The sequence below is a fragment of the Aeromicrobium sp. Root472D3 genome, from assembly GCF_001426485.1.
Classification (GTDB): domain Bacteria; phylum Actinomycetota; class Actinomycetes; order Propionibacteriales; family Nocardioidaceae; genus Aeromicrobium.
This window is the reverse complement of the sequence record NZ_LMET01000001.1, coordinates 2,442,735-2,468,375: the sequence shown is the minus strand read 5'-3', so window position 1 is coordinate 2,468,375 and position 25,641 is coordinate 2,442,735. Positions and strand designations below refer to the sequence as shown.

Below are 25,641 nucleotides of genomic sequence, written 5' to 3'. Positions count from 1 at the left end.
GCTTCCGGTAGGGGGCGAGTCGATGCTGCCACAGCCCGTCGGTCGACCTACGGGTGGACGTTGATCTTGTTGTGCACGGCCGACGTGTGCGGCGACGACCAGGCGGCCCGGGCGGCGTCGTTCTTCTCGGTCCACGTGCTCACGGTGCCCGTGAGGGTCACCTCCGAGCCGACCGCGGTCACCGAGATGGCGTTGGCGTCCAGCAGGGCGTGACGCACGAGGGCGTCCTTGATGAGCCGCGCGGTGTCGGTGGCCGAGGCCCGCGCCGTCAGCGTGATGCGGTTGTCGATCTGGTGCACGCCGGCGAGGGCGCGGACGAGCCGCTCGACCGAGGTGCGCTGGTAGTTCCACTCCACCTCGCCGGTCAGCACGACCACGTGGTCGTGCACCTCGACCTGGACCACGTCGCGTGGCAGGTCGGCCGACCAGTCGATCACGTGCTTGACCGCCGCGGCGATCTCGGCGTCGGTGCGCTCGAGGTGGTCACCGCCGCGGATCGTCAGGTCGTTGACGACGACCGTGACGCCCGTGACGCGCAGGGCCGCGTTCTTGGCCTCGACGCGCTCGGTGTAGCTGTCGACCTCCCCGGAGAGCGTGACGACGCCGTCGTGCACCGAGACGCCGACGTCGGCGTCGTTGACCTGGGGTGCCCAGGCCAGCTCCTCCGAGACGTCTTCCTGGACGAGGTGGTCGTGGTGTGCGGTGGTGGTGGTGGTCATGATCCGACCATCGCGTGACGGGCCGTCGGCGGGCAGGGCCTCCCGTCCCGAGCCGGAGGGTCCTCCGGCGGTTGGCGCGCCCCCGCGGCCGGTCGACGATGGAGGCACCGCTTCCAGGAGGTCACATGGCGCAGGCAGGGTTCGGCCGTCCGGTCACGGTCGGCGTCGCCGACGGTCAACGCGGTGCGATGGGGTTCGCGGCGGAGGAGGCCGGTCTCGCCGGGTGCGACCTGAGGATCGTGCACGTGTACGCCGTTCCGCCGAGCCCACCGCGGTCGATGAGCGCGGCCTACGGCTACGACATCGACGCCTCCTTCGAGGGCTCCGCGCGCGACGTGCTGGCCGCAGCGGTCGACATCGCGTCGGCGGGACACGCCCACCTGACGATCCACCCCGTGCTCGAGCGCGGCACCCCGTCGACCGTCCTGGAGGCGATGGCGGCGACCTCACGCCTGCTCGTCCTCGGTCAGGACGAGGGCGTGCCGTGGTACGCGCGGCTCTTCCGGAGCCGCGTCGCGCGAGCCATGGCGCACAGGGCGTCGTGCCCGGTCGTCGTGGTGCCCGACGACTGGCGGGCGAGGGGCGCGCCGAGAGGTGTCACGCTGCTGCTCGACAGCCGGACGGTGGCCCACGGCCCGCTCCGCTACGCGTTCGAGCAGGCGGCACGCCACAGCGACGTCCTCCACATCATCCACGTGCAGGAGTCGGACGATCCCCACGACGGCGGCATCCCGTGGCACGACATGCACCGGTTGATCCAGTCGTGGCGGGCGACGTACCCACACGTCTGGGTCGAGACGAGGGTCGTGGCCGGAGCGGCGGACCTCGCGACGGTCGAGTCGTTCGAGCGCACCGGCATCCTGGTCCTCGGGAGGCCGCACGACGACCACCTCGCGGCGCAGCTGCACGACTCGCTGGCCCGCGCGGTCATCGTGCGCGCCAGCTGCCCGGTGGCCGTCGTCCCGCCCGACCACGACGCCTGACGGACCCCTGGCGCAGATAGCGGGACCTTGTGCCCTGACCGTGGGCCAGCACCCGCTCATACTGGAGCGTTGGCATGAGGTGTCGACGAGGAGATCTGGGTGACGATACGTGTGTTCCTGCTCGACGACCACGAGATGGTCCGCATGGGCCTCCGCAAGCTGCTGGAGAGCGGGGGCGACATCGAGGTCGTCGGGGAGGCGGGCACGGCCGCGGCGGCGACTGCCCGCATACCGGCGTTGCGCCCGGACGTGGCGATCCTCGACGCCCGCCTGCCCGACGGCAGCGGCATCGAGGTGTGCCGGCAGATCCGGTCCGCGGAACCGTCGGTCAAGGCCATCATCCTGACGTCGTTCGACGACGACGAGGCGCTGTTCGCGGCCATCATGGCCGGGGCCGCTGGGTACATCCTCAAGCAGGTGACGAGCCAGGACCTGCTGAGCGGCGTCCGGCACGTGGCCGGCGGCGGGTCCCTGCTCGACCCGAGCGTCACGGCCAAGGTGATGGAGCGACTGCGCGACGGTGGACCGGAGGAGCCGCAGGAGCTCAAGAGCCTCAGTGCCCAGGAGCGGCGGATCCTGGAGCTGGTGGCCGAGGGCCTGACCAACAAGCAGATCGGCGATCGCCTGTTCCTGGCCGAGAAGACGGTCAAGAACTACATGTCGAACGTGCTCGCGAAGCTCGGCCTGGTCAGCCGCACCCAGGCCGCCGTCTTCGCGACGCGCCTGATGAGCCCGTGACCTGAGGGACCAACGGCCTCACGTCCGAGGCGGTTCGGCGGTGCCGTGGCGGTCGCGGTCACGGAAGTGTCCGGCCTGAGAGCTGGGTCGTCCGACCTCGGCCGCCCAGCATCGACGCAAGAGGTGTCATGACGACCGTTCGCGACGCACGACCCGGCACCCGGTCGATCGTGGTCGGGGTCGTCGACGACAGGTGCTCCGGCTCGTTGGCCTACGCGCTGGAGGTGGCCCTCGAGGAGTCGGCGACGGTCCGTGTCGTCCGGGTGTCGACGGACCACCGTGAGGACCGCACCGAGCTGGGGCTGCCGGTGGTCACCGAGGAGCTCGACGGCGACCCCGTCGACGTCCTGGCGCGCGAGGGCCGCGGGGTCGACCTGCTGGTCGTCGAGACGCCGCGTGACCCCGTGGCGGCACTGCTCGACCCGTTCCTGGTCCGCCTGCGCCGGCGCAGCGAGACGCTGCTGGTCGAGGTCGACCGCCACGGCGAGGTCGTCCGCGCCTCCGGCCCCGAGGGGTGGGCCTACTCGGCGGAGGCTGATCCGACGGTCTCGACGCCGACCGCGGTTCCCTCCGCGGGTGGGGTGATCTGCGTGGGCGTCGACGGCTCGCCGGCGAGCACGGCCGCCGTCGGGTGGGCGGTCGCCATGGCCGCGCAGACAGCCTGCACGCTCCGGCTCGTCGGGGTGTACGGCACGTCCGGGGCAGCCGTCGCCCGGACACGTCAGGACGCGGTGGACGCCGTCGCGACCGTCGCGTCCCGGCTGCCGACCCCGGCCCCCCAGTCGGTCGTGGTGCAGGGTGAGGCGGCCGACCGGCTGCTCGACGCCTCGCGGGACGCCGTGCTGCTGGTCGTCGGCCGGCACGGCACGAGCGGACTGATCCACAGCGCGCTGGGCGGGGTCGGCGAGACCTGCGCGAGGCTCGCCCGCTGCCCCGTCGTCATCGTCCCGGCGCCGGCGCGCTGAGCGTCCCCGCGAGGGCACCGGATCGAGCCCCGATCGACCGCGGCCCCTCGACGTCCTGTGCGCCACGGGTTCCCGGCACAGCGGCCCCGGTCTGGCCGCGAACGGTGCCGTCAGCGGTCGTGCATCATCCAGGTGCCGGTGCGACCCGACAGGTGGTCGTCCATCCAGTCGACCATGTCGGTGCACCACCGCTGGTCGTCGCGGTCCGCGGCTCCTCCCGACGACATCCAGTCGCGGCACGCCGATCCCACGTCCGAGAGCCGTACCGAGGCAGGGTCCTGCGACGGGACGTCGGCGTGACCGATGACGAGGACGGTGGCCAGCGACCCGACCCCGATCCCGACCAGCCCGGAGGCGACCGCCCACCGTCGGACGCGCCGGGGGAGCGCCGCGGTGTCGTCGGAGGTCGAGGTGGTCGTCATGTCGTCGACCGTGCGCGGTGCTGGGGTCGCACGGGGGACAGGGCGGCGGCCAGGGCCGCCACGACGGCGGCCCGCCGGACGTGAGGACGACGTGGGGCCCGGGGTGCCCGGGGTGCCCGACGGGCGGTTCGTGTCATGGCGCCTCCTGTGAGCTCGACCCGACCGGGTCGGGGGTGACGTCCACGATGCGCCGGGTCACCGGTCGTCCCCACGGTCCCAGGACACCACCGCGGGGGCCGGACGTCCCGTCGGCCAGGGGCGCTGGACCGGGACCACGTGCCCTGTCCGGGCAGCCGGGACCGGCACAGGCTGGAGGCGGTGACCGCCCGTGCGACCACCTCCGCCCCGTCGCCCACCAGATCGGACCACCCGTCATGAAGGCAGCAGTCGTCACCGCGTTCGGCCAGCCCCTCCAGGTCATGGAGCTCCCCGTCCCCGAGCCCGCCGCAGGCCAGGTGCTCGTCCGGATGGAGGCCTGCGGCCTGTGCCACACCGACATCCACGCAGCGCACGGCGACTGGCCCGTCAAGCCGACCCTGCCGAGGACACCCGGGCACGAGGGCATCGGCATCGTGGAGAAGCTGGGTCCCGGAGTCACGGACCACGGCCTGGGTGACCGCGTCTCGATCGCCTGGCTCTGAGGCGCCTGCGGCACCTGCCGCTACTGCCTCGACGGCCGCGAGACGCTCTGCCAGGACCAGGTCAACAGCGGCTACTCCACCGACGGGGCCTTCGCCGAGTACGCCGTCGTGACGGCGGCTTTCGCGGTCGCCGTCCCGCCCGGGGTCGAGCCCGTCGACGCGGCGCCGCTGACCTGCGCGGGTCTCACGGCGTACAAGGCCGTCAAGGTCGCGCACGTGCAGCCGGGCGAGAACGTCGCCGTCTTCGGCATCGGGGGGCTGGGACACCTGGCGGTGCAGTACGCCCACATCGTCGGGGGCACCGTGATCGGCATCGACGTCGAGCCCGAGAAGCTGACCCTGGCCGTCGAGCTCGGGGCCCACCACACCGTCGACGCCCGCGCGACCGACCCGGTCGAGGCCATCCGGCGGCTGGGGGGCGCCGACGTCGCCCTGGCCTTCGCGGTCTCGCCGCGCTCGTTCGAGCAGGCCTTCGCGTCCCTGCGCCCGGGCGGCCGGCTGGTGTGCGTCGCGATGCCCGCCGACGGCGACCTGAGCATCCCGATCTTCGACACCGTCATCAAGGGCATCAGCATCATCGGGTCGATCGTCGGCACCCGCGGCGACCTCGCCGAGGTCTTCGAGCTGCACCGGCTGGGCCGCACCAGGGTCGTGGCGGAGGGGCGCAAGCTCGACGACGTCAACGCGGCGATCGCCGACGTGCTCTCGGGCTCGGTCCCGGCGCGTCTCGTGTTCGAGTTCTGACGCCCGCGCGGCCGGTGGGACGATCGTCCCGCGGGACGAGGCCATCGGCCGGTGGGCGCCGGGGTCGGCGGGAGCGAGAGTGGCAGGACCACCTCACCCAGGAGACGCCATGCACACGAATCACTTCCCGGTCCTGGTCGGCGTCGCCGACAAGCAGCCCGCCGCGGTCGCGTACGCCGTCGCCGAGGCCGTGCGGCTCCGCAGACCGCTCAGGGTCGTCCACTGCTGGGCCCTGCCCAGCCCGGCGTCGGCCTTCTACGTGGGGTCCGAGACGCTCGGTGCCATGCGGGTCGAGGGCCAGGAGGTGCTCGACGCCGCCGCGGCGGTCGTGGCGGACTCCGGCGTCGACCTGGAGGTCGAGTACGTCATGACCGACGGGTCGCCCGTCGACGTCCTGTCCGAGGCAGCCACCCGGGCGGCGGCGCTGGTGCTCGGATCGGACGACGTGCCGTGGTTCGACCGGTTCCTCGGAGGAGAGATGTCCGGCCACCTCGCACGCACCGCGGCGTGCCCCGTGGTCGTCGTCCCCGAGCGCAACGTCCCGGGAACCGGGACGGGCGGGGTGGTCGTCACGGTCGACGGCGACACGTCGGCGGCGGGCCCGTTGCGCTACGCCTTCGAGCAGGCCGACGCCCGTCAGGAGGCGCTGCACGTGCTGCACGCCGCTCCCGAGGCGACGCTGCGCGAGGACTTCCAGAACCACCACGCCAACGTCGCCGAGATCGTCGCGGGGTGGAAGGAGCAGTACCCCGACGTGTCGGTGTTCCGGTCGACGACCGACGGGGCGCCGGTCGACGAGTGCATCCAGGCGACCGCAGAGGCGTCGCTGGTCGTCATCGGACGTCATCACGGCCACTCGACCCCCTTCGCGAAGGCGCGACCCATCGCCCTGACGGTGCTGCGCAAGGCCCAGTGCCCCGTCGCGGTCGTCCCGCTGGACTATGCCCGCCCCTGATCGACACGTCGGGCCGGTCGTCGTCGGCGTCGTCGACGACCGGCCCTCCGTCGTCCTGTACGGGCTGGACGAGGCGGCACGGCTCGGCGCACCCGTCCGCCTCGTGCACTGCTACGCCGCACTGGCCGGTGACCTGTACTTCGGCCCCGACCCCGACGAGACGGTGCGCGCCGCGGCCACCGAGGTGCTGGCGCGCGCCCGAGAGGTCGTCGACGAGTCCGGTCACGAGCTGCACGTCGAGTACGTCCTGGTGCGGGGGGAGCCCGGCCCCTGCCTGGTGCAGGAGGCGATGACGGCACAGGTCGTGGTCGTCGGTGCCGCCGACGGGGTGGGTTGGCTGGAGTGGATGGTCGGGGGCGACCTCTCGGGTCACCTGGCCCTGAGGGCCGCGTGCCCCGTCGTGGTGGTCCCGAGCGCGGAGCGCCCCGAGGCGCCGAGTGGCGGGGTCGTGCTGGCGTCGGACGGTGACGCGTCCACGGCGGGGCCCTTGCGGTACGGCCTCGAGCAGGCCGGTCTTCGCGGTGAGAGCCTGCACGTCCTCCACGCCGCGGGGGAGACGACCTCGCAGCGACCGGGCGCGGTCCCGTCGGACGCCCCGGCCGCGGCGGTGGACGTCGAGCCGTCCCACCTGCGCGTCGACGAGGTCGACGCGTGCCTCGAGGCGACCGGGAACGCCTCGTTGCTGGTCGTCCGTCGGCCCCACGGGCACGGGCTCGCCTTCGCGCTCACCCGCCCCGTGGCCGTGCTCGTGCTGCCTGCGGCGCGCTGTCCCGTGGCGATCGTGCCCGACGACTACGGCTCGGCCCCGGCGCACTGACGACCGCGGCCGGTCAGCGGGTCACCGGGTCACCGGGTCAGCGAGGCTGCCGGTCGCGGTCGCGGTGGGCGCCCGGCGCGGTGGCCCGTCGGTGGAGCTCGGTCGTCATGACGTGGATCGCCCGGGTGAGCTCGGTGTTGGTCTGCAGCTCGAGCTCCTGCTGGACGAAGTCGTGGTCGGCCTTGGCCAGCTGGAACGCCGCCTGCCGGTTCTGCCCGATCAGCACGAACGTCGACAGGAAGATGGCCTCGAGCGAGACGATGAGCGTCAGGGTGGGCCACGGCGTCGACTCCACCACCAGCATCCACAGGAGGAACACGGCCGCGTGCAGGTACACGAAGCGCATCGACCCGGCGAACGACGTGATGGCGTCGGCGACCCGTACCTGGAGGTCGTGCCGGCGCAGGTCGTGGAAGGCCGTCACGACCGGGTGGGTCGACCGTCCGTCCGCCGGGCCCTGGTGCGAGCCGGCGGTCATCGGTGCGCCCGCAGGTGGACCAGCAGCTTGTGGGCCGCGTCGACGAGGGGGAGGGTGACGACCGCGACGAGGCAGAACAGCCACCCGGTGGCCGACGGCCACGCGCCGCCGAGCAGCTCGGAGAGCCACGGCACGCCGAGGAAGACCACGAGCAGCACGGCCTCGACCGCGACCGCGCCGACGACCCACGGGTTCCGTCGGGGATCGACGGTCCAGGCCGGTCGGGTCTCGCTGCGGCAGACGAAGGCGTTGGCCATCTGGGCGGCGGCGATCACGGCGAAGGCCGAACCGGACGCCACGGCCAGCAGGTGGTCCGAGGCGTCCGCGCCGTAGGTCCACCCGCCCGCCGTCATGACGGCGAGGAAGGCGCCCATCGACAGGGCGGCCTCGGCGGGGCCGAGGACCAGCAGCGCCCGGCGCAGCAGCGCGCCGTCGACGACGTCCGTCGTGCGGGGCGGTCCGCTCATCGTGCGCGCGTTCGACGGCTCGGCGCCGAGGGCCAGCGCCGGGAGCATGTCGGTGCCGATGTCGAGCGCCAGCACCTGCAGCACCCCGATGGCCAAGGGGATCTCGCTGCCCGTCATGGCCCAGGCGACGAAGGGCACGAGCTCGGCCACGTTGTCGGTCAGGTGGAACGTCAGGAAGCGCCGGATGTTGGCGAAGGTCCCGCGGCCCAGCTCGACGGCCCGGGGGATCGTGGCGAAGTTGTCGTCGAGCAGCACCAGGTCGGCCGACTCGCGGGCGACGTCGCTGCCCGACCGACCCATCGCGACCCCCACGTCGGCCTCGCGCAGCGCGGCGGCGTCGTTGACCCCGTCACCGGTCATGGCCACGACGTGCCCCCGGGAGCGGAGCGCACGGGCGATCCGCAGCTTGTCGGCGGGCGTGACGCGGGCGACGACCGCGCCGTCGGCCCGGTCGAGCAGCTCGGCGACGTCCTCGTCGCCGGCGGGCAGGTCCTTGCCCTCCACGACGGTGCCCTTCGGCCCCAGGAGACCGATCTCGGTCGCGATCGCGGCACCGGTCGCCGCGCTGTCGCCGGTCACCATGGCGAGGCGGATGCCGGCCCGGTGGCACGTGGCGATGGCGTCGGCCACGTCGGCGCGCGGCGGGTCGCGGATGCCGATCAGCGCGAGGAGCTCGAGGTCGGCGTCGATCGCGGCGGTCAGGCCGGCCTCGGTCGACTCCTCGACGGGGGTGCGGGCCCGCGCGACGGCCACGACCCGTCGCCCGCGCGCCGACATGTCGGCGAGTGCACCGAGCGCCCGGGGCACGTCGAGCCCGCCGCAGCGCGCGACGATCGTCTCGGGGGCGCCCATGACGACGCCCCGGTCGTCGAGGACGGCAGCACTGAACATCCGCTCGGACGTGAAGGGGAGTCGGACCCGCGGTGGCGGGCGGGTCGCGACAGACTCGCCCATGCGCTGCGAGAAGGCGTCCAGCGAGGCGTCCATCGGGTCTCCCTCCGCCGCCCAGGCACCGTCGCGCAGGACCGCACGTCCGACGACGCAGGCGACGGCGGACCGTCCGGCGGCGGCCGCCAGCACGCGGGCCCGCGCGTTCCCGGTCGACGCGCCGGCCGGGTCGTAGCCCGTGCCGGTGACGGCGACGACCCCCTCTGTCGTCCACACCTCGACGACGGACATCTCGTTGCGGGTGAGGGTGCCGGTCTTGTCGGTGCAGATGAACGTCGTGGCGCCGAGCGTCTCGACCGCCTCGAGGCGGCGCACCAGGGCGTGCTCGGCCGCCATCCGCTCCGCTCCGCGGGCGAGCGAGAGGGTCACGGTCGGCAGCAGGCCCTCCGGCACCAGCGCGACCATCACGCCCACCCCGAACAGCAGCGCCTGGGTCACGGTCGAGCCGAGCACGAGCGACGCCGACGACAGCACGACGCCGACCGTCACGGCGATCGCGGCGACGACCAGCACGAGCCGGTGCAGCTGGCGCGCGAGGGGGCTCGGCGGTCGCTCGGCGGTCGCGGTGAGAGCGGCGATGCCGGCCAGCTCCGTCGACGTCCCGACCGCGCACACGGTGCCCTGGGCGTCCCCTTGGACGACGAACGTGCCGGCGCGCACGGTGTCGCCCGGCGCCCGCTCGACCGGGAGGCTCTCGCCGGTCAGCATCGACTCGTCGACCGACAGTCCCGACGACTGCACGACGGTGAGGTCGGCGCCGATCCTGTCGCCCGCGGCGAGGACGACGACGTCGTCCAGCACCAGGTCGGACACGTCGACGTCGGTCGTGCCGCCGTTGCGACGCACCCGCGCGCGGGCCGGCATCATCGACCCCAGCCTCTCGGCGGCCGCGTCGGCCCGGTACTCCTGCGCGAAGGCGAAGGCGCCGTTCAGCACCACGATGACCGCGATCGCCACGCTCAGCGGCACCATCCCGGCCAGCAGTGCGAGGGCGGCCGCGACCCAGAGCATGCCGGCGAAGAAGTGCGTCATCTGGGCGAGGAGGAGGCGCCACGCGGGCGTCCGCCGCGGGGGCGGCAGCAGGTTGCGTCCGTCGCGCTCGCGGCGCACCAGGACCTCGGCGTCGGTCAGGCCGTCCCGGGGCGCGGTGGAGGTGGTCACGCCCCGACTGTGGAGGGCCCGGGGGCAGGTGGACACCGCCGGTGGTCCCACATGTCACGGACCTCTGGCGCCGCACGCACTCGGGACGACTCGCGACGCGTGCGGGGACGTTGTGCCCTGCGTCGAGCGCCCGGCAGCCACGACGGTGGGGTCACCATCACCGAGCTCCGGGAGATCGACCATGTCCACGTCCACTCGCGAGACCCCCACCGTCCCGACGAAGCCGAAGAGGCACGGCTTCCGGTTCCCGAGCGCGTTCACCGTCCTGTTCGGGGTGACGGTCGCGGTGTGGCTGCTCGCCTTCATCGTGCCGACCGGTGCGTACGAGCTCGACGGAGACGGGGCCCCGATCCCCGGCAGCTACGCCGGCGTCGACGCCGGCCTCAGCTTCGGTGACCGCCTGATGCAGCTGTTCATGGCGCCCATCAACGGCCTGTACGGGGTCAAGGCCGGCGAGGGCGGCTTCATCGGACCCTACGAGTCCGGCGAGCTGTTCGGCGCGGTCGGCGTGTTCATGTTCGTCCTGGCCATCGGCATCTTCATCACGATGTCGATGAGGACCGGCGCGATCGACGCCGGCATCGCGCGCGTCGCCCGACGCTTCCAGTCGCACGGCGTCATCGTGATCGCGCTCCTGATGGTGCTGTTCTCCCTCGGGGGCACCACCGAGGGGATGGCCGAGGAGACCTTGGGGTTCTACGCCCTGGTCATCCCGCTGGCGCTGTCGCTGGGGTACGACCGCATGGTCGCCGTCGCGACGATCCTGGTCGGAGCCGGCATCGGCGTGCTGGCCTCCACCGTGAACCCGTTCGCCACGGGCGTCGCGTCCGAGGCCGCCGGCGTGTCGATCGGCAACGGCATCGGGTTCCGGCTCCTGATGTACGTGGTCCTCGTGCCCGTCGGCGTCCTGTTCGTGCTGCGGTACGCCAAGAGGGTCAAGGCCGATCCGTCGAGGTCGAGGGTCACCGCCCGCGAGGGCGATGCCGAGCTCATCGCCCTGGGGGTGGGCGAGGCGCCCGCACTGACCGGTCAGCAGAAGAGCGTCCTGGCCGTCGTCGGGACGACCTTCGCGTTCATGATCTTCGCGATCGTCCCGTGGGCCCAGGTCATCGGCGGCCCCGACGCCACGAGCTACGGCTGGCAGCTCGACTGGTACTTCCCCGAGCTCGCCGCGCTGTTCGTCGTGATGTCGATCCTCGTCGGACTGATCGGCGGGCTCGGCGAGAAGGGCCTGACCGACACCCTGGTGCGCGGCGCCGGCGACTTCATCGGCGTCGGCCTGATCATCGTGCTGGCCCGCGGGATCACCGTCATCATGAGCAACTCGCAGATCACCGACACGGTCCTGCACTCGATGGAGGACGTCGTCAACGGGTCGTCGGCAGGGGTGTTCGGGGCGACGATGTTCCTGATCAACATCCCGTTGGCGTTCCTGGTGCCCTCGACCTCGGGTCATGCCGCCCTCGCGATGCCGATCCTCGCGCCGCTGGGCGACTTCGCCGGCGTCCCCCGCTCGATGGTCATCACGGCGTTCCAGTCGGCGTCCGGCGTCGTCAACCTGATCACCCCCACGTCGGCCGTCGTGATGGGCGGTCTGGCGCTCGCCAAGGTGCGCTACGACGAGTACCTCCGCTTCGTGTGGCCGCTGCTGCTGGGCCTCGTGGTGCTGTGCACGGCGTTCGTCGCGATCGGCTCGGCGCTGTGACGAGGTGGACCTCCGGCACGCACCCAGGGCGGAAGGTCCCGCCCGGGCCGGTCTCCCGGCGGTGCCGCCGCGGGCGTCGACCGGCGACGGTGGGGACAGGGCATCCGTCCCGCGCGGACCACCGTGCACCCACGCTGCACCACACAGGAGAACTGCCATGACGTTCCACGTTGATTCAGAGGTCGGCGAGCTGCGCGAGGTCATCGTGCACCGACCGGGCAGCGAGCTGTCCCGGCTGACCCCCGCCAACGTCGACTCCCTGCTGTTCGACGACGTCATGTGGGCCGAGCGGGCGCGCGAGGAGCACGACGCCTTCGTCGCACAGCTGCGCGGACGCGGCACCACGGTGCACCACTTCGCCGAGCTGCTCGCCACCGCGATCGACGAGCCCGGGGCCCGTGAGTTCCTGCAGGACCAGCTCACGACGGCCACGCGGTTCGGACCGGCCCTCGACGCCCCGCTCGACGGGCTCGTCCACCAGACCCCGGCCGACGAGCTGGCCGACCTGATGATCGGCGGTGTCCTCAAGCGCGAGCTCGCCTCCCGACTGAAGGTCTCCAGCCTCCTCATGGAGTACCTGGACGACGAGGACTTCCTGCTGACCCCGCTGCCGAACCACCTCTTCCAGCGCGACAACTCCGCGTGGATGTACGGCGGCGTGTCGGTCAACCCGATGTCGAAGCCCGCCCGCAAGCGGGAGACCATCAACTCCCAGGTCGTGTACAACTTCCACCCGATGTTCACGGGTGCCGAGTTCACGTTCCTCTACGGCAACGACGCACTCGACCACGAGCCCGCCACGATCGAGGGCGGCGACATCACCGTCATCGGCAACGGCGCCGTCATGATCGGCATGGGGGAGCGCACCAGCCCGCAGGGTGTCGAGATGCTCGCCCGCCGGCTGTTCGAGACCGGGACCGCCACCAAGGTCATCGTCGTCGAGCTGCCCAAGTCGAGGGCCTTCATGCACCTCGACACGGCCATGACGATGATCGACCGGGACGCCTTCTGCGTCTACCCCTACCTGCCGGACGACCCGCGGTCGTTCACCCTGACCCCCGAGGGGGCCGACGGCTCGTACCGGGTCGCCGAGAACGCCGAGCTCTTCGAGACGGTCGCCGAGGCGATCGAGGTCGACAAGCTGCGGGTGCTGCGCGTCCCGACCACGCGGATGGGCGCGGCCCGCGAGCAGTGGGACGACGGCAACAACTTCCTCGCGGTCTCGCCCGGCGTGATCATGGGGTACGAACGCAACACCACGACCAACGCGTACCTCGCCGAGAACGGCATCCAGGTCATCCCGGTGGTCGGGTCCGAGCTCGGGCGGGGCCGTGGCGGACCCCGTTGCATGACGTGCCCGATCGTCCGGGACGGGGTCTCGGCATGACATCCCTCGACCGCACGCTCAGCGACCCCGTCGCGACCAACCACCTGGGCCTGCTCGGGCACAGCTTCACCAAGGAGCTCGACGTCACGGTCGAGCAGTGGCACGGCCTCCTCGAGCTGGCCAAGGAGCTCAAGGCCGAGCGCGCCTCGGGCCGGCGGGAGTACCAGCGTCTGCAGGACAAGAACCTCGCGCTGATCTTCGCGAAGTCGTCGACCCGCACCCGGTGCGCCTTCGAGGTCGCCGCGCACGAGCAGGGCGCCCACGTGACGTACCTCGACCCGTCCGGGTCGCAGATGGGGCACAAGGAGTCCGTGAAGGACACCGGCCGGGTCCTCGGCCGGATGTTCGACGGGATCGAGTACCGCGGCTTCTCGCAGGCCGGCGTCGAGGAGCTCGCCGCGTCCAGCGGCGTGCCGGTGTGGAACGGCCTCACCGACGAGTGGCACCCGACCCAGTCGCTGTGCGACATGCTCACGATGATCGAGCACAGCGACAAGCCGGCCGGCGAGATCTCGTTCGCGTACTGCGGCGACGCCCACAACAACACCGCGAACTCGTTGCTGGTGGCCGGGGCGATGATGGGCATGGACGTCCGCATGGTGTCGCCGATGGAGCTGCAGAACCACGAGTCCGTCGTCACCACCGCGAAGGACATCGCGACGCGCACCGGAGCACGGATCCTCCCGACGACCGACGTCAGCGACGGGGTCACGGGGGTCGACTTCGTCTACACCGACGTGTGGCTGTCGATGGGCGAGCCCGAAGCTGCCTGGGACGAGCGCATCGCCCTGCTGTCGGCCTACCAGGTCAACGCCGAGATGATCGCGCTGACCGGCAACCCAGACGTGAAGTTCATGCACTGCCTGCCGGCGTTCCACGACCGTCGGACCGAGGTCGGGGACCACATCTACCAGCGCACCGGACTGACGTGCCTCGAGGTCACCGACGACGTCTTCGAGTCGGAGCGGTCGATCGTCTTCGACCAGGCCGAGAACCGGATGCACACGATCAAGGCCGTCCTCGTGGCCACGCTCGAGACCCGCTGACGTGCTCGTCGTCGTCGCCCTCGGGGGCAATGCGATCCTGCGCCGGGGGGAGCCCATGACGGTGGCGAGCCAGCGCGCGTCGATCGCCGAGGCGTGCGTCCCGCTGGCGCACGTCGCCCGTCAGCACGACCTCGTCGTCTCGCACGGCAACGGCCCGCAGGTCGGCCTGCTGGCGCTGCAGGCCGCGTCGTACGACGAGGTCAGCGAGTACCCGTTCGACGTCCTGGGGGCGCAGACCGAGGGGATGCTCGGGTACCTGATCGAGCAGGAGCTCGGCAACCGGCTCGGCGACGAGCGGGTCGTCGCGACCCTGGTCACCCGGACGCTCGTGGACGCCGACGACCCTGCCTTCGGCGACCCGACCAAGCTCGTCGGCCCGGTGTACACGACCGCGCAGGCCCACGAGCTCGCGGCGACCCACGGGTGGCAGGTCAGGGCCGACGGCGACGCGATGCGCCGCGTGGTGCCGTCGCCCACCCCGCTCCGGATCCTGGAGACCGAGGCGGTCCAGTGGATCCTCGACCGTCACGGTGTCGTGATCTGCGCGGGCGGCGGGGGAGTGCCGACGGCCCGCGACCGGGCCACGGGCACCCTCGTGGGGGTCGAGGCGGTCATCGACAAGGACCTCGCCAGCGCCGTCCTCGCCCGCGACCTCGGCGCCCGGTTGCTGGTGATCGCGACGGACGTCGCCGGGGTCTTCACCGACTGGGGCGGACCGGACCAGCGGCTCGTGGCCCGCGCCCACCCCGACGCGCTCGATCCGGCCGACTTCCCGGCCGGGTCGATGGGCCCCAAGGTGCGGGCCGCGGGCCAGTTCGCCCGCGAGACGGGTCTGTCGGCCGTGATCGGGTCGCTGACCGACATCGACAAGATGTTCGCGGGCACGGCCGGGACCGTCGTCACGACCGACGCGACCGGCATCGAGTTCCGTCCGTGACGGCGGTCGACGGCCGGCACCCGACCTGGCACGACCTCGAGGTCGACGAGACCCTCGAGGCGCTGTCGGCGGGGCGCGACGGCCTGAGCAGCGAGGAGGCCGCCCGGCGAGCCCGCGTCTACGGTCCGAACACCCTCGCGCACCAGGACGGGCCGGCGTGGTGGCAGGTCGTCCTGCGGCAGCTCGCGAGCCCGCTGATCTACGCGCTGATCGCCTCGGCCGGCGTCGCCCTCGCATTCGGCGAGGTCGTCAACGGCGCCGTCGTCCTGGCCGTCGTCGTGCTGAACTCGGCGATCGGGTTCGTCCAGGAGTTCCGCGCCGGGCGGGCCATCAGCGCACTCGCGGAGATGGTCGAGGCGCCGGCCAGCACCCTGCGCGACGGTGACTGGACGGCCGTGGCGTCCGAACAGCTGGTACCGGGCGACATCGTCGAGATGTCGTCCGGCGACCAGGTCGTGGCCGACCTGCGGCTCGTCGACGACCACGGTCTGCGGGCCGACGAGTCGGCGCTGACCGGCGAGTCCGTCCCGGTCGACAAGTCGAGCCGCAGCGTCGCACCCGGCGCGGTGCTCGCCGAGCGGTCGTCGGTGCTGCACGCCGGCACCATCGTCAGCAGCGGCACGGGCCGCGGCCTCGTCGTCGAGACCGGCGACAGCACCGAGCTGGGCCGCATCTCCGGGCTGGTGACGAGGACCGAGGCGACCACGACGCCCCTGACCCGGTCGATCGCCCGGATGGGATCGCGCGTCACCCTCACCATCGCCGGCGTCACGGTCGTCCTGCTCGCGGTCGCGCTGCTGAGGGGCTACTCGCCGGCCGACGCCGCGCTCGCGGCGATCACGCTCGCCGTGGCCGCCGTCCCCGAGGGGCTGCCCGCGATCGTCACGATCGCCCTGGCGATCGGCGTCCGGCGCATGGCCGCGCGCCGTGCCATCGTCCGCGAGCTGCCGGCGGTCGAGACGCTCGGGGCCACCAGCGTCGTGTGCACCGACAAGACGGGCACGTTGACGCGCAACGAGATGGTGGTCCGCCGGGCCTGGACGCCCGACACCGAGGTGGCGTTCGAGGGAGAGGGCTACGCAGCCGAGGGGCGGGTCGTGCGGGACGGGGAACCGGTGGCGGACCTGCCGGCCTCGGTGCGCGACCTCCTCGTGGCGGCGGTGCTGGCGAACGAGAGCCGTCTGGTGGGCGAGGGTCCGCACCGCCGCGTCGACGGCGACCCGACCGACGGGGCCCTCCTCGCGGCGGCCGACCGGGCCGGACTGTCGCGCGCCGACCTGGCCCGCCGGCGGAGGGTCGACCTCCTGCCGTTCGACGCCGACCGGCGCTACATGGCGAGCGTGGTCGAGACGCCCGACGACGTCCCCGAGCCGATGACGTACGTCAAGGGTGCACCGGAGGTGATCCTGGGGCACGTCGCCGAGGCCGTGGCCGTCCCGGCTCGCGAGGCGGTCGACCGGCTCGCGGGACAGGGCATGCGGGTGCTGGCGTTCGCGCGGTGCTGCGGCGAGGTCACCGACGTGGCGTCGTGGCCGCCCACCCTCGAGCTCCTCGGGCTCGTCGCGATGATCGACCCGCCCCGTGCCGGCGTGGCCCAGAGCGTCGCGGAGTGCCACGCGGCGGGGATCGACGTCACGATGATCACGGGTGACCACCCCGCCACCGCGGCGGCCATCGGGCGCGAGCTCGGCATCGTCGGCGACCTGCCGGTGCTCACGGGTGCCGAGATCGACGAGCTGGACGACGCCCAGCTGCTCGAGCGCGTCGGACGCACCAGGGTCTTCGCGCGCGTGGCACCGGAGCACAAGCTGCGTCTGGTCACGGCGCTCCAGACGGGTGGCGCGATCGTCGCCATGACGGGGGACGGGGTCAACGACGCCCCCGCGCTGCGGCAGGCGGACGTCGGGGTCGCGATGGGCCTCGCCGGCACCGCTGCGGCCAAGGAGGCCGCCGACATCGTGCTCGGCGACGACGACTTCGGCACGATGCGCACCGCGATCGCCGAGGGCCGGCGGGTCTACGACAACCTCGTCAAGGCCCTCGCCTTCGCCCTCCCCACGAATGTCGGCGAGGGACTGGTGATCGTGGTGGCGGTGCTGGCCTTTCCCGTCGTCGGCGGTCAGCCCGTGCTGCCGGTCGAGCCGGTGCAGATCCTGTGGATCAACCTGATCGCGACGGTCTCGCTCGCCCTGCCGCTGGCGTTCGAGGCCCCGGAGGCCGCGATCATGTCGCACCGGCCGCGCGATCCGCGCGAACCGCTGCTGTCGCGATTCGTGCTGGTGCGCACGGCCTACGTCGGGGTGCTGATGTGCGCGGTCGCGGTCGGGGTCTTCCTGGTGTCGCTCGACGTGACGGGCCAGCCCCTGTCGGGCGACCGGACGCCCGGCGACGGCGCACTCGCCGAGGCGCAGACCCTCGCCGTCACGACGCTGATGTTCTTCCAGGCGTTCTACCTGCTGACGTGCCGCACGCTGAAGGAGCCGGTCCGCACGATCGGTCTGTTCTCCAACCGCTACGTGTTCGTCGGCATCGCCGCCGTCGTGGCCCTGCAGGCGGCGTTCGTCCACGTGCCCTTCATGCAGGACGTGTTCGGGTCGAGCGGCCTGGGCGCCCTGCAGTGGGTCGCTGCCGCGGCGGCCGGCTTCGTGGTCGTCCCGGTCGTCGTGGTCGAGAAGACGTGGCGCCGGGGCCGCGCCCGCCGCGTGGTCGGCGCGTGAGCGCGGCGCGGCCCGCGACCGTCGTGCTGGCCGACGGCAGGCACGCGGTGGTGCGGACGCTGGTGGCGTCCGACCGCGCCGCGCTGGAGCAGCTCTTCGCCCGCACCAGCGAGCAGAACCTCTACACGCGGTTCTTCGGCCTGGGCGCGAGCACCGTGCCGCGGCACCTCGACCACCTGTTCTCGGGATCGCCGTCCGTGACGGCCTACGTGCTGACCCGCGACGACCGGGTGCTCGGCGTCGCGGACGTCGAACGGCTCGACCCGTCGTCGGCCGAGGTCGCCTTCCTGGTGGCGGACGACGCGCACGGCTGCGGCGTCGCGACGCTGCTGCTCGAGCGGGCCGCCGCGGACGCCCGGGCCGCCGGCGTCGCGTGGTTCGTGGCGGACGTCCTGGCCACGAACCACCCCATGCTGCAGGTGTTCGAGGACGCCGGCTTCGCGGTGCACGTCCGGCGCGACGGCACCGAGGTGTCCGTCCGGATGAGCACCGCGCTCGACACGGGGGCGCGCGACGCATCGGTCGAGCACGCAGCCGCGTCGGAGGCCGCACGTCGCGCGCGAGACCTCGAGGGGCTCAGCTGACGGCGGTGCCGAACAGCCGCCCGATCAGGTAGGTCAGCATCAGGCCGGCCGCCCCACCGGCCACGACGCGCGTGACGGCGCGGCGGATGCTGCTGTGACCGAGGCGCGCGCTGAGCGTCCCCGCCACCGCCAGGGCGATCAGGACGATCAGCACGGTCGCGACGACGCGGACGCCGGCCGGAGCGAGCAGGATCGCCGCCAGGGGGAGCAGGGCACCGAGCGTGAACGCGACGGCGGACGCGGCCGAGGCGTGCCACGGGTTGGTGAGCCCGTCGGGGTCGATGTGCAGCTCGGCGTCGGCGTGGGCCGCGAGGGCGTCGTGCTCGGTCAGCTCCTCGGCCACGAGCCTGGCCGTGGCCGTGGACAGGCCCTTGCGCCGGTAGATCGCCGCGAGCTCGTCGAGCTCCTGGTCCGGCAGCTCGACGAGCTCGCGGCGCTCGAGCGCGAGCTGCGACCTCTCGCTGTCGCGCTGGCTGCTGACGGAGATGTACTCGCCGAGCGCCATCGACACGGCGCCGGCGACCAGCCCGGCCAGTCCGGCGGTGAAGATCGCGCCACGCGACGACGTCGCGCCGGCGACGCCGACGACGAGACCCGCCGTCGACACGATGCCGTCGTTGGCGCCGAGGACGCCGGCACGCAGCCAGTTGAGCCGCACGGCCATGCCGCCGTCGTGCGCCTCGTCCTCGTGGGCGGCCGGGACCTCCTGGCCCTCGGGGCCGCTCACGGACGGGCCGAGGAGCTCATGTCGGTGTCGTCCCAGGCAGCCTTGGCCCCGCTGTGCCCGATGCGGGCCACCTGCACGGACGCCCCGACGGCGGCGACGATCGCCAGCACCGAGACAGCGACCGTGACGGCCCGGGTCACGGAGTGGCCCCGGGTGCTGCGCCAGTGGAGCGCGTAGCCGACCGCCGACAGCACGAACAGCGCGATCATCCACGGGAGCAGCCCCTCGGCGATCTGCGTGTGCTTCTCCAGCAGGGCCGACCGCTCGACGTGCTTCTCGAGCGTCTCGCCGGTCGACGTGCTCAGGGGGACGAGGACCAGGCCGACCAGGCTGAGGCCGACCGGGAGCGGCCCGGCCCACGCGCGGAATCGCGGCCACACGGCGCCGAGGATCACGGTCAGGACCGCCAGCGGGATGATCACGACCGTCGCGTGGACGATCAGCGGGTGCAGCGGGAGGCCGTAGAAGTCGTTCGGCATGGGCGTCCTTCGGGAGGTGGGAGCGGGGGAGGTGGTGGCGCAGCGCGTGCGTGACGGCAGCCACCTGGAGAGTCTCGGTCTCGTCGCCTCATGGCCGGGTCATGCCCGCGTCAAATCCTGGTCAAATCGGGACGACGACCCGATCGTGTCGGCGCGGCGCCGCGACCACCAGTGCCAGACGTCCCCGCGACGGCGGCGCCCCCTCGACTCGACGTGTGCGTGAACGTGCACATATTGTGTCGGCATGTCCACTGCCTCGTCCGCGCTGCGCTCCGCGCCCTACCGCCGTCTCCTCGGTGCCCAGGTCGTGGCGCTGCTCGGGACGGGTCTGCTGACGGTCGCCTTGAGCCTGCTGGCGTACGACATCGCCCCGGGGTCGGCCGGAGCCGTGGTCGCGACGGCGCTGATGGTCAAGATGGTGGCGTACGTGGGCGTCGCCCCGGCCATGGCCGCGATCGTGGCCGGGCTCGCGCCACGTGTCGTCCTGGTCGGCTCGGACGTCGTGCGGGTCCTGGTGGCCGCGACGCTGCCCTGGGTCGACCAGGTGTGGCAGGTGTACGTGCTGATCTTCGTGCTGCAGGCCGCCTCGGCGACGTTCACGCCGACCTACCAGGCGTTGCTGCCGACGGTCCTGCCGCGCAAGGACGACTACACGCGGGCGCTGTCGTTCTCGCGGCTCGCCTACGACCTCGAGGCCGTGCTGAGCCCGCTCGTGGCCGCCATCGCGCTGCTGGTCGTCTCGTACCACGGCCTGTTCGTCGGCACCGCGATCGGCTTCGTGGGCTCGGCGCTGCTGGTGCTGGGCTCGCGGCAGGGCGGGGGAGCGGTACCCGTGGAGGGGTCCGAGCCGTTCCGTCGCCGGCTGACGGCGGGCGTGCGCCTGTTCGCGGGCCGACCCCGGTTGCGTGCGGTCGTCGCCCTCGACCTGGCCGCGGCGGGTGCGACCGCCACGGTGCTCGTGAACACCGTCGTCGTGACGCGCGGGACGCTGGGCGGCGGCGCCGACTCGGTGGCCGTCGCGTTCGGCGTGTTCGGTGCCGGATCGATGGTCGTGGCGCTCGCGCTGCCGCGGGTGCTGCGCCGCCGCTCGGAGCGGCAGGTCATGCTGGGCGGCGCGATCGCCGTCACCGCCGCCCTGGGCGCGGCGGTGCTCGTGACGTCCTCGCCGACCTGGCCGACGCTGCTGGTCGTCTGGTTCGTCCTGGGCGCGGCAGGCTCGGCGGTGCTGACGCCGACGGGTCAGGTCATCACGTCCGCCGCCTCGGACGCCGAGCGGCCGGCGGCGTTCGCGGCCCACTTCTCGCTGTCGCACGCCTGCTACCTGTTCGCCTACCCCGTGGCCGGATGGGTCGGTCGCGCCGCCGGGGTCCCCGCCGCGACGGCGGCGCTCGCCGTGGTGGCCGCGCTGGCCGCTACCGTCGCTGCCATGACCTGGTCATCGCCCGAACCGTCCGAGGACGCCAGTCTCGACCACCCCGCGCGCCCCGACGCCACGCGACTGGCGCACGGCTCGGAGATCTTCGCGATGCTCGGCGAGCCGACCCGCCTCGAGCTGCTGTGGCTGATGACGGAGGGGCCGCAGACCGTCACGGCCCTCGTCGAGGCCGTCGACGCGTCCCGCACGTCGGTCAGCCAGCACCTGGCCAAGCTGCGCCGGGCCGGCGTCGTCGACGTCCTGCGCGAGGGGCGGACGGCCCTGTACTCGCTGCGTGGCGGGCACGTCGAGCGACTCGTCCGCGAGGGACTGAACCACGCCGACCACGTCGTCAGCGGCGAGCGTCCCCACGCCTGACCGGCCGCGGGCGCAGGCCGGCCGGCCGCACCTGTGCGGTCCGACCGTCCTGCGCCACCCGGTGATCACGGGTGGAGCAGCACCTTGGTCCAGCCGTCCTCGCGCTTGTCGAAGTGGTCGTACCCGTCGGCGGCCTCGCCGAGCGAGAGCTCGTGCGACACGATCCAGCCCGGCGTCGCGCGCCCGGCGACGATCAGGTCGCGCAGCTCACGGTTGTAGCGCTTGACCGGCGCCTGGCCCGTGCCCATGCTCTGGCCCTTCGTGAAGAAGGTGCCGTAGTCGAAGCCGATGCGACCCTCCTTGGCGCCCTCGTCGGCGGCGTCCGGGTCCTCCGGCACGTACACGCCCACGACGCCGATGCCGCCGGTCGTGCGGACGGTCTTGACCAGGTTGTCCAGCACGAGCTCGGGGTGCTCGTCGCCCTGGTGGTCGTGCGCCTGGTAGCCCACGGCCTCGACGCCACGGTCGGTGCCGGCGCCGTGCGTCGCCTCGATGATCTGGTCGGCCGGGTCACCGGCGCTGAAGTCGATCGGCGTCGCGCCGATCTGCTCGGCGAGCCTCAGCCGGTCGGCCTGCTGGTCGACGACGAACACCTGGCTGGCGCCCTTGATCATCGCGGCGTGCGCGGCCATCAGTCCGACGGGCCCACCGCCGAACACCGCGACGGTCTCGCCGGCCTTCATGCCCGACAGCTCGACGCCGTGCCACCCGGTCGGGAACACGTCCGACAGCATCGTGAAGTCGTTCTCGTGCTCGGTGCCCTGCGGCAGCGCGAGCAGGTTGAAGTCGGCGAGCGGGACGCGCAGGTACTCGGCCTGCCCGCCGCGGTAGGGGCCCATGTTGGCGTAGCCGTAGGCCGCACCGTCCATGCCCTCGATCGGGTTCATGCGGGTGCAGAACGAGCTCCAGCCCGTCTGGCAGTTCTTGCAGGTGCCGCAGCCGATGTTGAACGGCACGGACACCCGGTCACCGGCCTTGAAGCGGCCGACCGCGCTGCCGACCTCCTCGATGACACCGGTGTTCTCGTGCCCGAGCACCGTGCCCTCCTCGACCGCCGTGCGGCCCTCGTACATGTGCAGGTCTGACCCGCAGATGTTGGTCGTCGTGATGCGGATGATCGCATCGGTCGGGTCCTCGATCGTCGCGTCGTCGACGTCCTCGACACGGACGTCGTGCGGTCCGCGGTACACCAGCGCCTTCATGGCTGCTCCTTTGATCGTCTCTCGCCCCTGGACCACGGAGGAGTACCCAGCCCCGGCGGACGCACACGACCCCGGACGTCCGGAACCTCGGGAGCACGGTCCGTGCCGGCGGCCCGGGGGACCACGACGACGGGCGCCTCGGCATGCACCAGGCAGTGGCGGACGGTCGGTCCGTCGCGGCGCGACGCGCCCAGCACCACGAGCTCGGCTCCTCGCGAGGCCTTCACCAGGGCCCTGCCCGGCTCGTCGTCGTCGACCTGGCGCAGGACGAGGGCCGGGTGTCGGTGCCGGAGCCGGACCGTCACGATGACGTCCTCCAGCAGCTCGATCGCCTGCCCGCGCGTCGCGCAGAGCGTCGTGAGGGAACCGTCGTGGTGGACGGCCAGGGGCCAGCACGTCACGGCGAGGACGTGGGTCTCCCGCAGGTGCGCCTCGCGCAGGGCCAGCTCGAGGGCGTCGGCCGACGACTCGCTGCCGTCGACGCCCACCACGACGCGTGCCAGTGCCGTCATCGGTCGCCTCCGTGGTCGTCGGCCCCTGCCCCGAGCGTGGGCGAGGGAGTGGCCGTGGAGGAGGGTCGGTCTCCCCGTCGGCAAGGGACCTTCGACCCTTCTGCACCGGCCGGAGGGACCTCAGGATGAACGCTCTGCCGGCGTCGACCCCCGCGACGCCGTCCAAGGAGGATCGATGACGGTACGCGTGTTCCTTCTCGACGACCACGAGGTCGTGCGGGCCGGGTTGAAGCACCTGCTCGAGAGCAGCGGGGACATCGAGGTGGTCGGCGACGTCGGCACCGCGGCCGCGGCACTGGCGCGGGTCCCCGCGCTGAGACCCGACGTCGCGATCCTCGACGCGCGCCTGCCGGACGGGAGCGGCATCGAGGTGTGCCGGCAGATCCGCTCGACCCACCCCGCCACCAAGGCGATCATCCTGACGTCGTTCGACGACGACGAGGCCCTGTTCGCGTCGATCATGGCCGGAGCGGCCGGGTACGTCCTCAAGCAGGTCACGGGGCAGGACCTCGTCGCCGCCGTCCGCCACGTGGCCGCGGGCGGATCCCTGCTCGATCCGAGCGTGACGGCCAAGGTCATGGAGAGGCTCCGCGAGGGCGAGCCGGGCGAGCCGGACGAGCTGCGGTCTCTGACGGCCCAGGAGCGGAGGATCCTCGAGCTGGTCGCCGAGGGCCTGACCAACCGGCAGATCGGCGACCGTCTGTTCCTGGCGGAGAAGACGGTCAAGAACTACATGTCGAACGTGCTGGCCAAGCTGGGCCTGGAGCGTCGCACCCAAGCGGCCGTGCTCGCCAGTCGTCTGCTGGACAGCCCCTGAGGCCCGTCACACGGGCACGGACCACGAGACCCGCGTGCCGCCGGATGCGGCCGGCAGGGCCTCGAACGTGCCGCCCCGCGCCGCCGCGCGGTCGCGCAGGTTCGCGAGCCCGCTGAGCGCGTCGACGTCGCCGATGCCGATCCCGTCGTCGACGACCTCGATCGTGACCTGCCCGGCCACCGCCGAGACCGTGATGTCGACGCGTGTCGCCCTGGCGTGACGCACCGTGTTGGCGAGCGCCTCGGTCAGCGCTGCCGACACGTCGTCGGTCAGTCCCGCGTCGGCGAGCAGGTCGACGGGGCCGAGGAACGTGACGCGCGGGCGGTGAGGCAGCTGCCCGTCGGAGCGGTCGACGATCTCGAGGATCCGTGCGCGCAGGCTCGACGACGTCGTGTCCGGGTCGCGGCGGATCGCGAAGATGCTCTGCCGGATCTGCGTGATCGCGGCATCGATCTCGCCGATCTGGGCCATGATCTTCGCGGCGGTCTCGGGATCGGCGCCCACGGCCGTGGCCTGCAGGTTGAGGCCCGTGGCGAAGAGTCTCTGGATGACGTGGTCGTGCAGGTCGCGGGCGATGCGCGACCGGTCCTCGAGCAGGGCCATGCGGCGGCGGGTCACCCTCACCTCGGTGCGGTCGAGCGCGAGGCTGACGTGGCCCGCGAACGACACGCCCATGTCGACGTCCCGAGGCGCGAACGGCGGGCGGTCCTGGGCGCGCGCCACGCAGAGGATGCCGATGGTCCGGGCGCCGGTGGTGAACGGGATGATCATGGCGTTGCCCAGCATCGACTGCTCCTCGAAGCCGTGGGACGCGTGGTCGGCCAGGGACGTGATGATCGCCGCCTCGCCGGTCCGCAGCGGCTCGGCGGCGACGGTGTCGCCGACCGGGAACGACATCTTCACGAGCGAGTCGGCCCCCAGGCCGACGGCGCGGTCGACGACGATCGTGCCCTCGTCGTCGGCAGGAACCAGGGCCACGCTCACCAGGTCGGCCTGGGCGAGGTGACGCAGGCGCTCGACCAGCACGTCGAGCTCGTCCCCCTCGTCGGCGGACATCAGGCGGCGTGAGACCTCGACGAGCGCGGTCGACCAGCGCGCGCGGTACTCCGAGTCCTCGAACAGCCGCGCGTTCTCGATCGCGATGCCGGCGGTGCCCGCGAGGGCCTGGGCGAGCTCCTCGTCGTCGGCGGAGAAGCGGCCGTTGCGGCTGTCGGTCAGGTAGAGGTTGCCGAAGACGCGGTCGCGGACGCGGATGGGCACGCCGATGAAGCTCTCCATCGGCGGGTGGTGTGCGGGGAAGCCGCTCGACCGGTCGTCGGCCGCGATGGACGCGAGGCGGACCGGGCGCGGGTCGTCGATCAGCGCCCCGAGGAGTCCGCGCCCCTCGGGCAGGTGGGCGATCTGCGAGACGGTCTCGTCGTCCATCCCGACGTGGATGAACTGCTCGAGCCGCCGCTCGTCGCCGATCACCCCCATGGCGCCGTACCGCGCCTGGATCAGCTCGAGGCCGATCTCGACGATGCGGCGCAGCACGGTGGGCAGGTCGAGGTTGCTCGTCAGGTCGTTGTTGACCCTGATCAGGTCGCGCATGCGGGCCTGCGAGCCCATCAGCGTCTCGGCGCGCTCGACGAAGTGACGCAGGAGCGCCTCGAACTCGAGGGTCGGCCCGCCCATCTCGGACTGGTCATGGCTCATGTC

23 protein-coding genes and 1 pseudogene are annotated in these 25,641 nt (G+C 72.7%); 15 read left to right on the top strand and 9 right to left on the bottom strand.

The annotated features are described in order from the left end of the window. Positions 1 to 47 precede the first annotated feature (47 nt). Entirely contained in the window at positions 48 to 719 is a 672-nt protein-coding gene (locus ASD10_RS12185; RefSeq protein WP_056608801.1) for a BON domain-containing protein, read from the bottom strand. 125 nt (positions 720 to 844) lie between these two features. On the opposite strand from ASD10_RS12185, the gene ASD10_RS12180 reads away from it, so the two are divergent. The 3 genes from ASD10_RS12180 to ASD10_RS19545 all read left to right on the top strand — a co-directional run bounded on the left by ASD10_RS12180 (position 845) and on the right by ASD10_RS19545 (position 3,405). Continuing rightward, positions 845 to 1,702: a universal stress protein gene (locus ASD10_RS12180; protein ID WP_056608797.1), complete on the top strand. Its 858-nt coding sequence runs from the start codon at positions 845 to 847 to the stop codon at positions 1,700 to 1,702. A gap of 99 nt (positions 1,703 to 1,801) precedes the next feature. Further along, positions 1,802 to 2,440, top strand: coding sequence for a response regulator transcription factor (locus ASD10_RS12175; RefSeq protein ID WP_200938265.1), 639 nt, complete (start codon positions 1,802 to 1,804; stop codon positions 2,438 to 2,440). 128 nt (positions 2,441 to 2,568) lie between these two features. Then, positions 2,569 to 3,405 carry a universal stress protein gene (locus tag ASD10_RS19545; RefSeq protein WP_056608794.1) on the top strand — a complete coding sequence of 279 codons (837 nt, stop codon included), beginning with the start codon at positions 2,569 to 2,571 and terminating at the stop codon, positions 3,403 to 3,405. Positions 3,406 to 3,515: 110 nt separating this feature from the next. On the opposite strand, the gene ASD10_RS12165 is transcribed toward ASD10_RS19545, so the two are convergent. After that, on the bottom strand, positions 3,516 to 3,827 hold the full coding sequence (locus ASD10_RS12165; RefSeq protein WP_056608791.1) for a hypothetical protein: 312 nt from the start codon (positions 3,825 to 3,827) through the stop codon (positions 3,516 to 3,518). A gap of 185 nt (positions 3,828 to 4,012) precedes the next feature. Here ASD10_RS12165 and ASD10_RS19610 point away from each other — a divergent pair. The 4 genes and pseudogenes from ASD10_RS19610 to ASD10_RS12150 all read left to right on the top strand — a co-directional run. Then, positions 4,013 to 4,588 (top strand): annotated as a pseudogene (locus tag ASD10_RS19610) (alcohol dehydrogenase catalytic domain-containing protein); the annotation flags it as partial. After that, entirely contained in the window at positions 4,577 to 5,212 is a 636-nt protein-coding gene (locus tag ASD10_RS19205) for a zinc-binding dehydrogenase (RefSeq protein ID WP_200938263.1), read from the top strand. The pseudogene ASD10_RS19610 and the gene ASD10_RS19205, both read left to right, overlap by 12 nt. Positions 5,213 to 5,321: 109 nt before the next feature. Beyond that, positions 5,322 to 6,167, top strand: coding sequence for a universal stress protein (locus ASD10_RS12155; protein ID WP_056608788.1), 846 nt, complete (start codon positions 5,322 to 5,324; stop codon positions 6,165 to 6,167). After that, positions 6,154 to 6,984: a universal stress protein gene (locus ASD10_RS12150; RefSeq protein ID WP_056608785.1), complete on the top strand. Its 831-nt coding sequence runs from the start codon at positions 6,154 to 6,156 to the stop codon at positions 6,982 to 6,984. The genes ASD10_RS12155 and ASD10_RS12150 overlap by 14 nt, the downstream gene beginning before the upstream one ends. A gap of 37 nt (positions 6,985 to 7,021) precedes the next feature. Here ASD10_RS12150 and ASD10_RS12145 read toward each other — a convergent pair whose 3' ends face one another. Both ASD10_RS12145 and ASD10_RS12140 read right to left on the bottom strand, forming a co-directional pair. Beyond that, entirely contained in the window at positions 7,022 to 7,462 is a 441-nt protein-coding gene (locus tag ASD10_RS12145) for a DUF1003 domain-containing protein (RefSeq protein ID WP_056608782.1), read from the bottom strand. Next, complete coding sequence (locus ASD10_RS12140; protein ID WP_056608779.1) at positions 7,459 to 10,038, bottom strand: cation-transporting P-type ATPase; 2,580 nt, start codon at positions 10,036 to 10,038, stop codon at positions 7,459 to 7,461. The genes ASD10_RS12145 and ASD10_RS12140 overlap by 4 nt, the downstream gene beginning before the upstream one ends. A 181-nt stretch (positions 10,039 to 10,219) precedes the next feature. Here ASD10_RS12140 and ASD10_RS12135 point away from each other — a divergent pair, with 181 nt between their 5' ends. From ASD10_RS12135 to ASD10_RS12110, 6 genes are all read left to right on the top strand, one after another. Next, positions 10,220 to 11,743, top strand: a complete 1,524-nt coding sequence (locus ASD10_RS12135) for a YfcC family protein (RefSeq protein ID WP_056608775.1) — start codon at positions 10,220 to 10,222, stop codon at positions 11,741 to 11,743. A 157-nt stretch (positions 11,744 to 11,900) separates the two neighbouring features. Then, positions 11,901 to 13,130: an arginine deiminase gene (locus ASD10_RS12130; protein WP_056608772.1), complete on the top strand. Its 1,230-nt coding sequence runs from the start codon at positions 11,901 to 11,903 to the stop codon at positions 13,128 to 13,130. After that, positions 13,127 to 14,176 carry an ornithine carbamoyltransferase gene (argF, locus tag ASD10_RS12125; RefSeq protein ID WP_082556301.1) on the top strand — a complete coding sequence of 350 codons (1,050 nt, stop codon included), beginning with the start codon at positions 13,127 to 13,129 and terminating at the stop codon, positions 14,174 to 14,176. The genes ASD10_RS12130 and argF overlap by 4 nt, the downstream gene beginning before the upstream one ends. A gap of 1 nt (position 14,177) precedes the next feature. After that, positions 14,178 to 15,113, top strand: coding sequence for a carbamate kinase (locus ASD10_RS12120; protein ID WP_056608770.1), 936 nt, complete (start codon positions 14,178 to 14,180; stop codon positions 15,111 to 15,113). Then, positions 15,110 to 17,830: an HAD-IC family P-type ATPase gene (locus ASD10_RS12115; protein ID WP_056608768.1), complete on the top strand. Its 2,721-nt coding sequence runs from the start codon at positions 15,110 to 15,112 to the stop codon at positions 17,828 to 17,830. The genes ASD10_RS12120 and ASD10_RS12115 overlap by 4 nt, the downstream gene beginning before the upstream one ends. After that, positions 17,827 to 18,414, top strand: coding sequence for a GNAT family N-acetyltransferase (locus ASD10_RS12110; RefSeq protein WP_162248853.1), 588 nt, complete (start codon positions 17,827 to 17,829; stop codon positions 18,412 to 18,414). The genes ASD10_RS12115 and ASD10_RS12110 overlap by 4 nt, the downstream gene beginning before the upstream one ends. Here ASD10_RS12110 and ASD10_RS12105 read toward each other — a convergent pair. Both ASD10_RS12105 and ASD10_RS12100 read right to left on the bottom strand, forming a co-directional pair. Further along, a complete protein-coding gene (locus ASD10_RS12105) occupies positions 18,407 to 19,141 on the bottom strand; it encodes a VIT family protein (RefSeq protein ID WP_056608762.1) in 735 nt (244 codons plus the stop codon). The genes ASD10_RS12110 and ASD10_RS12105 overlap by 8 nt on opposite strands. Beyond that, complete coding sequence (locus ASD10_RS12100; protein ID WP_056608759.1) at positions 19,138 to 19,620, bottom strand: DUF2231 domain-containing protein; 483 nt, start codon at positions 19,618 to 19,620, stop codon at positions 19,138 to 19,140. The genes ASD10_RS12105 and ASD10_RS12100 overlap by 4 nt, the downstream gene beginning before the upstream one ends. 244 nt (positions 19,621 to 19,864) lie before the next feature. Between ASD10_RS12100 and ASD10_RS12095 the strand changes: the two genes are divergently transcribed. Beyond that, the gene (locus ASD10_RS12095) at positions 19,865 to 21,412 is read left to right on the top strand and encodes an MFS transporter (protein WP_056608756.1); all 1,548 of its coding nucleotides are present in this window, start codon (positions 19,865 to 19,867) and stop codon (positions 21,410 to 21,412) included. Between the two features lie 65 nt (positions 21,413 to 21,477). Here the strand turns inward: ASD10_RS12095 and ASD10_RS12090 are convergent, their stop codons facing one another. Next, the gene (locus ASD10_RS12090) at positions 21,478 to 22,614 is read right to left on the bottom strand and encodes a glutathione-independent formaldehyde dehydrogenase (protein WP_056608753.1); all 1,137 of its coding nucleotides are present in this window, start codon (positions 22,612 to 22,614) and stop codon (positions 21,478 to 21,480) included. Continuing rightward, complete coding sequence (locus ASD10_RS12085) at positions 22,611 to 23,126, bottom strand: universal stress protein (protein ID WP_056608750.1); 516 nt, start codon at positions 23,124 to 23,126, stop codon at positions 22,611 to 22,613. Before ASD10_RS12085 ends, ASD10_RS12090 begins: the two co-directional genes overlap by 4 nt. Positions 23,127 to 23,301: 175 nt before the next feature. Here ASD10_RS12085 and ASD10_RS12080 point away from each other — a divergent pair, with 175 nt between their 5' ends. Then, on the top strand, positions 23,302 to 23,943 hold the full coding sequence (locus ASD10_RS12080; protein WP_056608747.1) for a response regulator transcription factor: 642 nt from the start codon (positions 23,302 to 23,304) through the stop codon (positions 23,941 to 23,943). A gap of 6 nt (positions 23,944 to 23,949) precedes the next feature. Here ASD10_RS12080 and ASD10_RS12075 read toward each other — a convergent pair whose 3' ends face one another. Continuing rightward, on the bottom strand, positions 23,950 to 25,638 hold the full coding sequence (locus ASD10_RS12075) for a GAF domain-containing sensor histidine kinase (protein WP_082556173.1): 1,689 nt from the start codon (positions 25,636 to 25,638) through the stop codon (positions 23,950 to 23,952). Between the last annotated feature and the right edge of the window lie 3 nt (positions 25,639 to 25,641).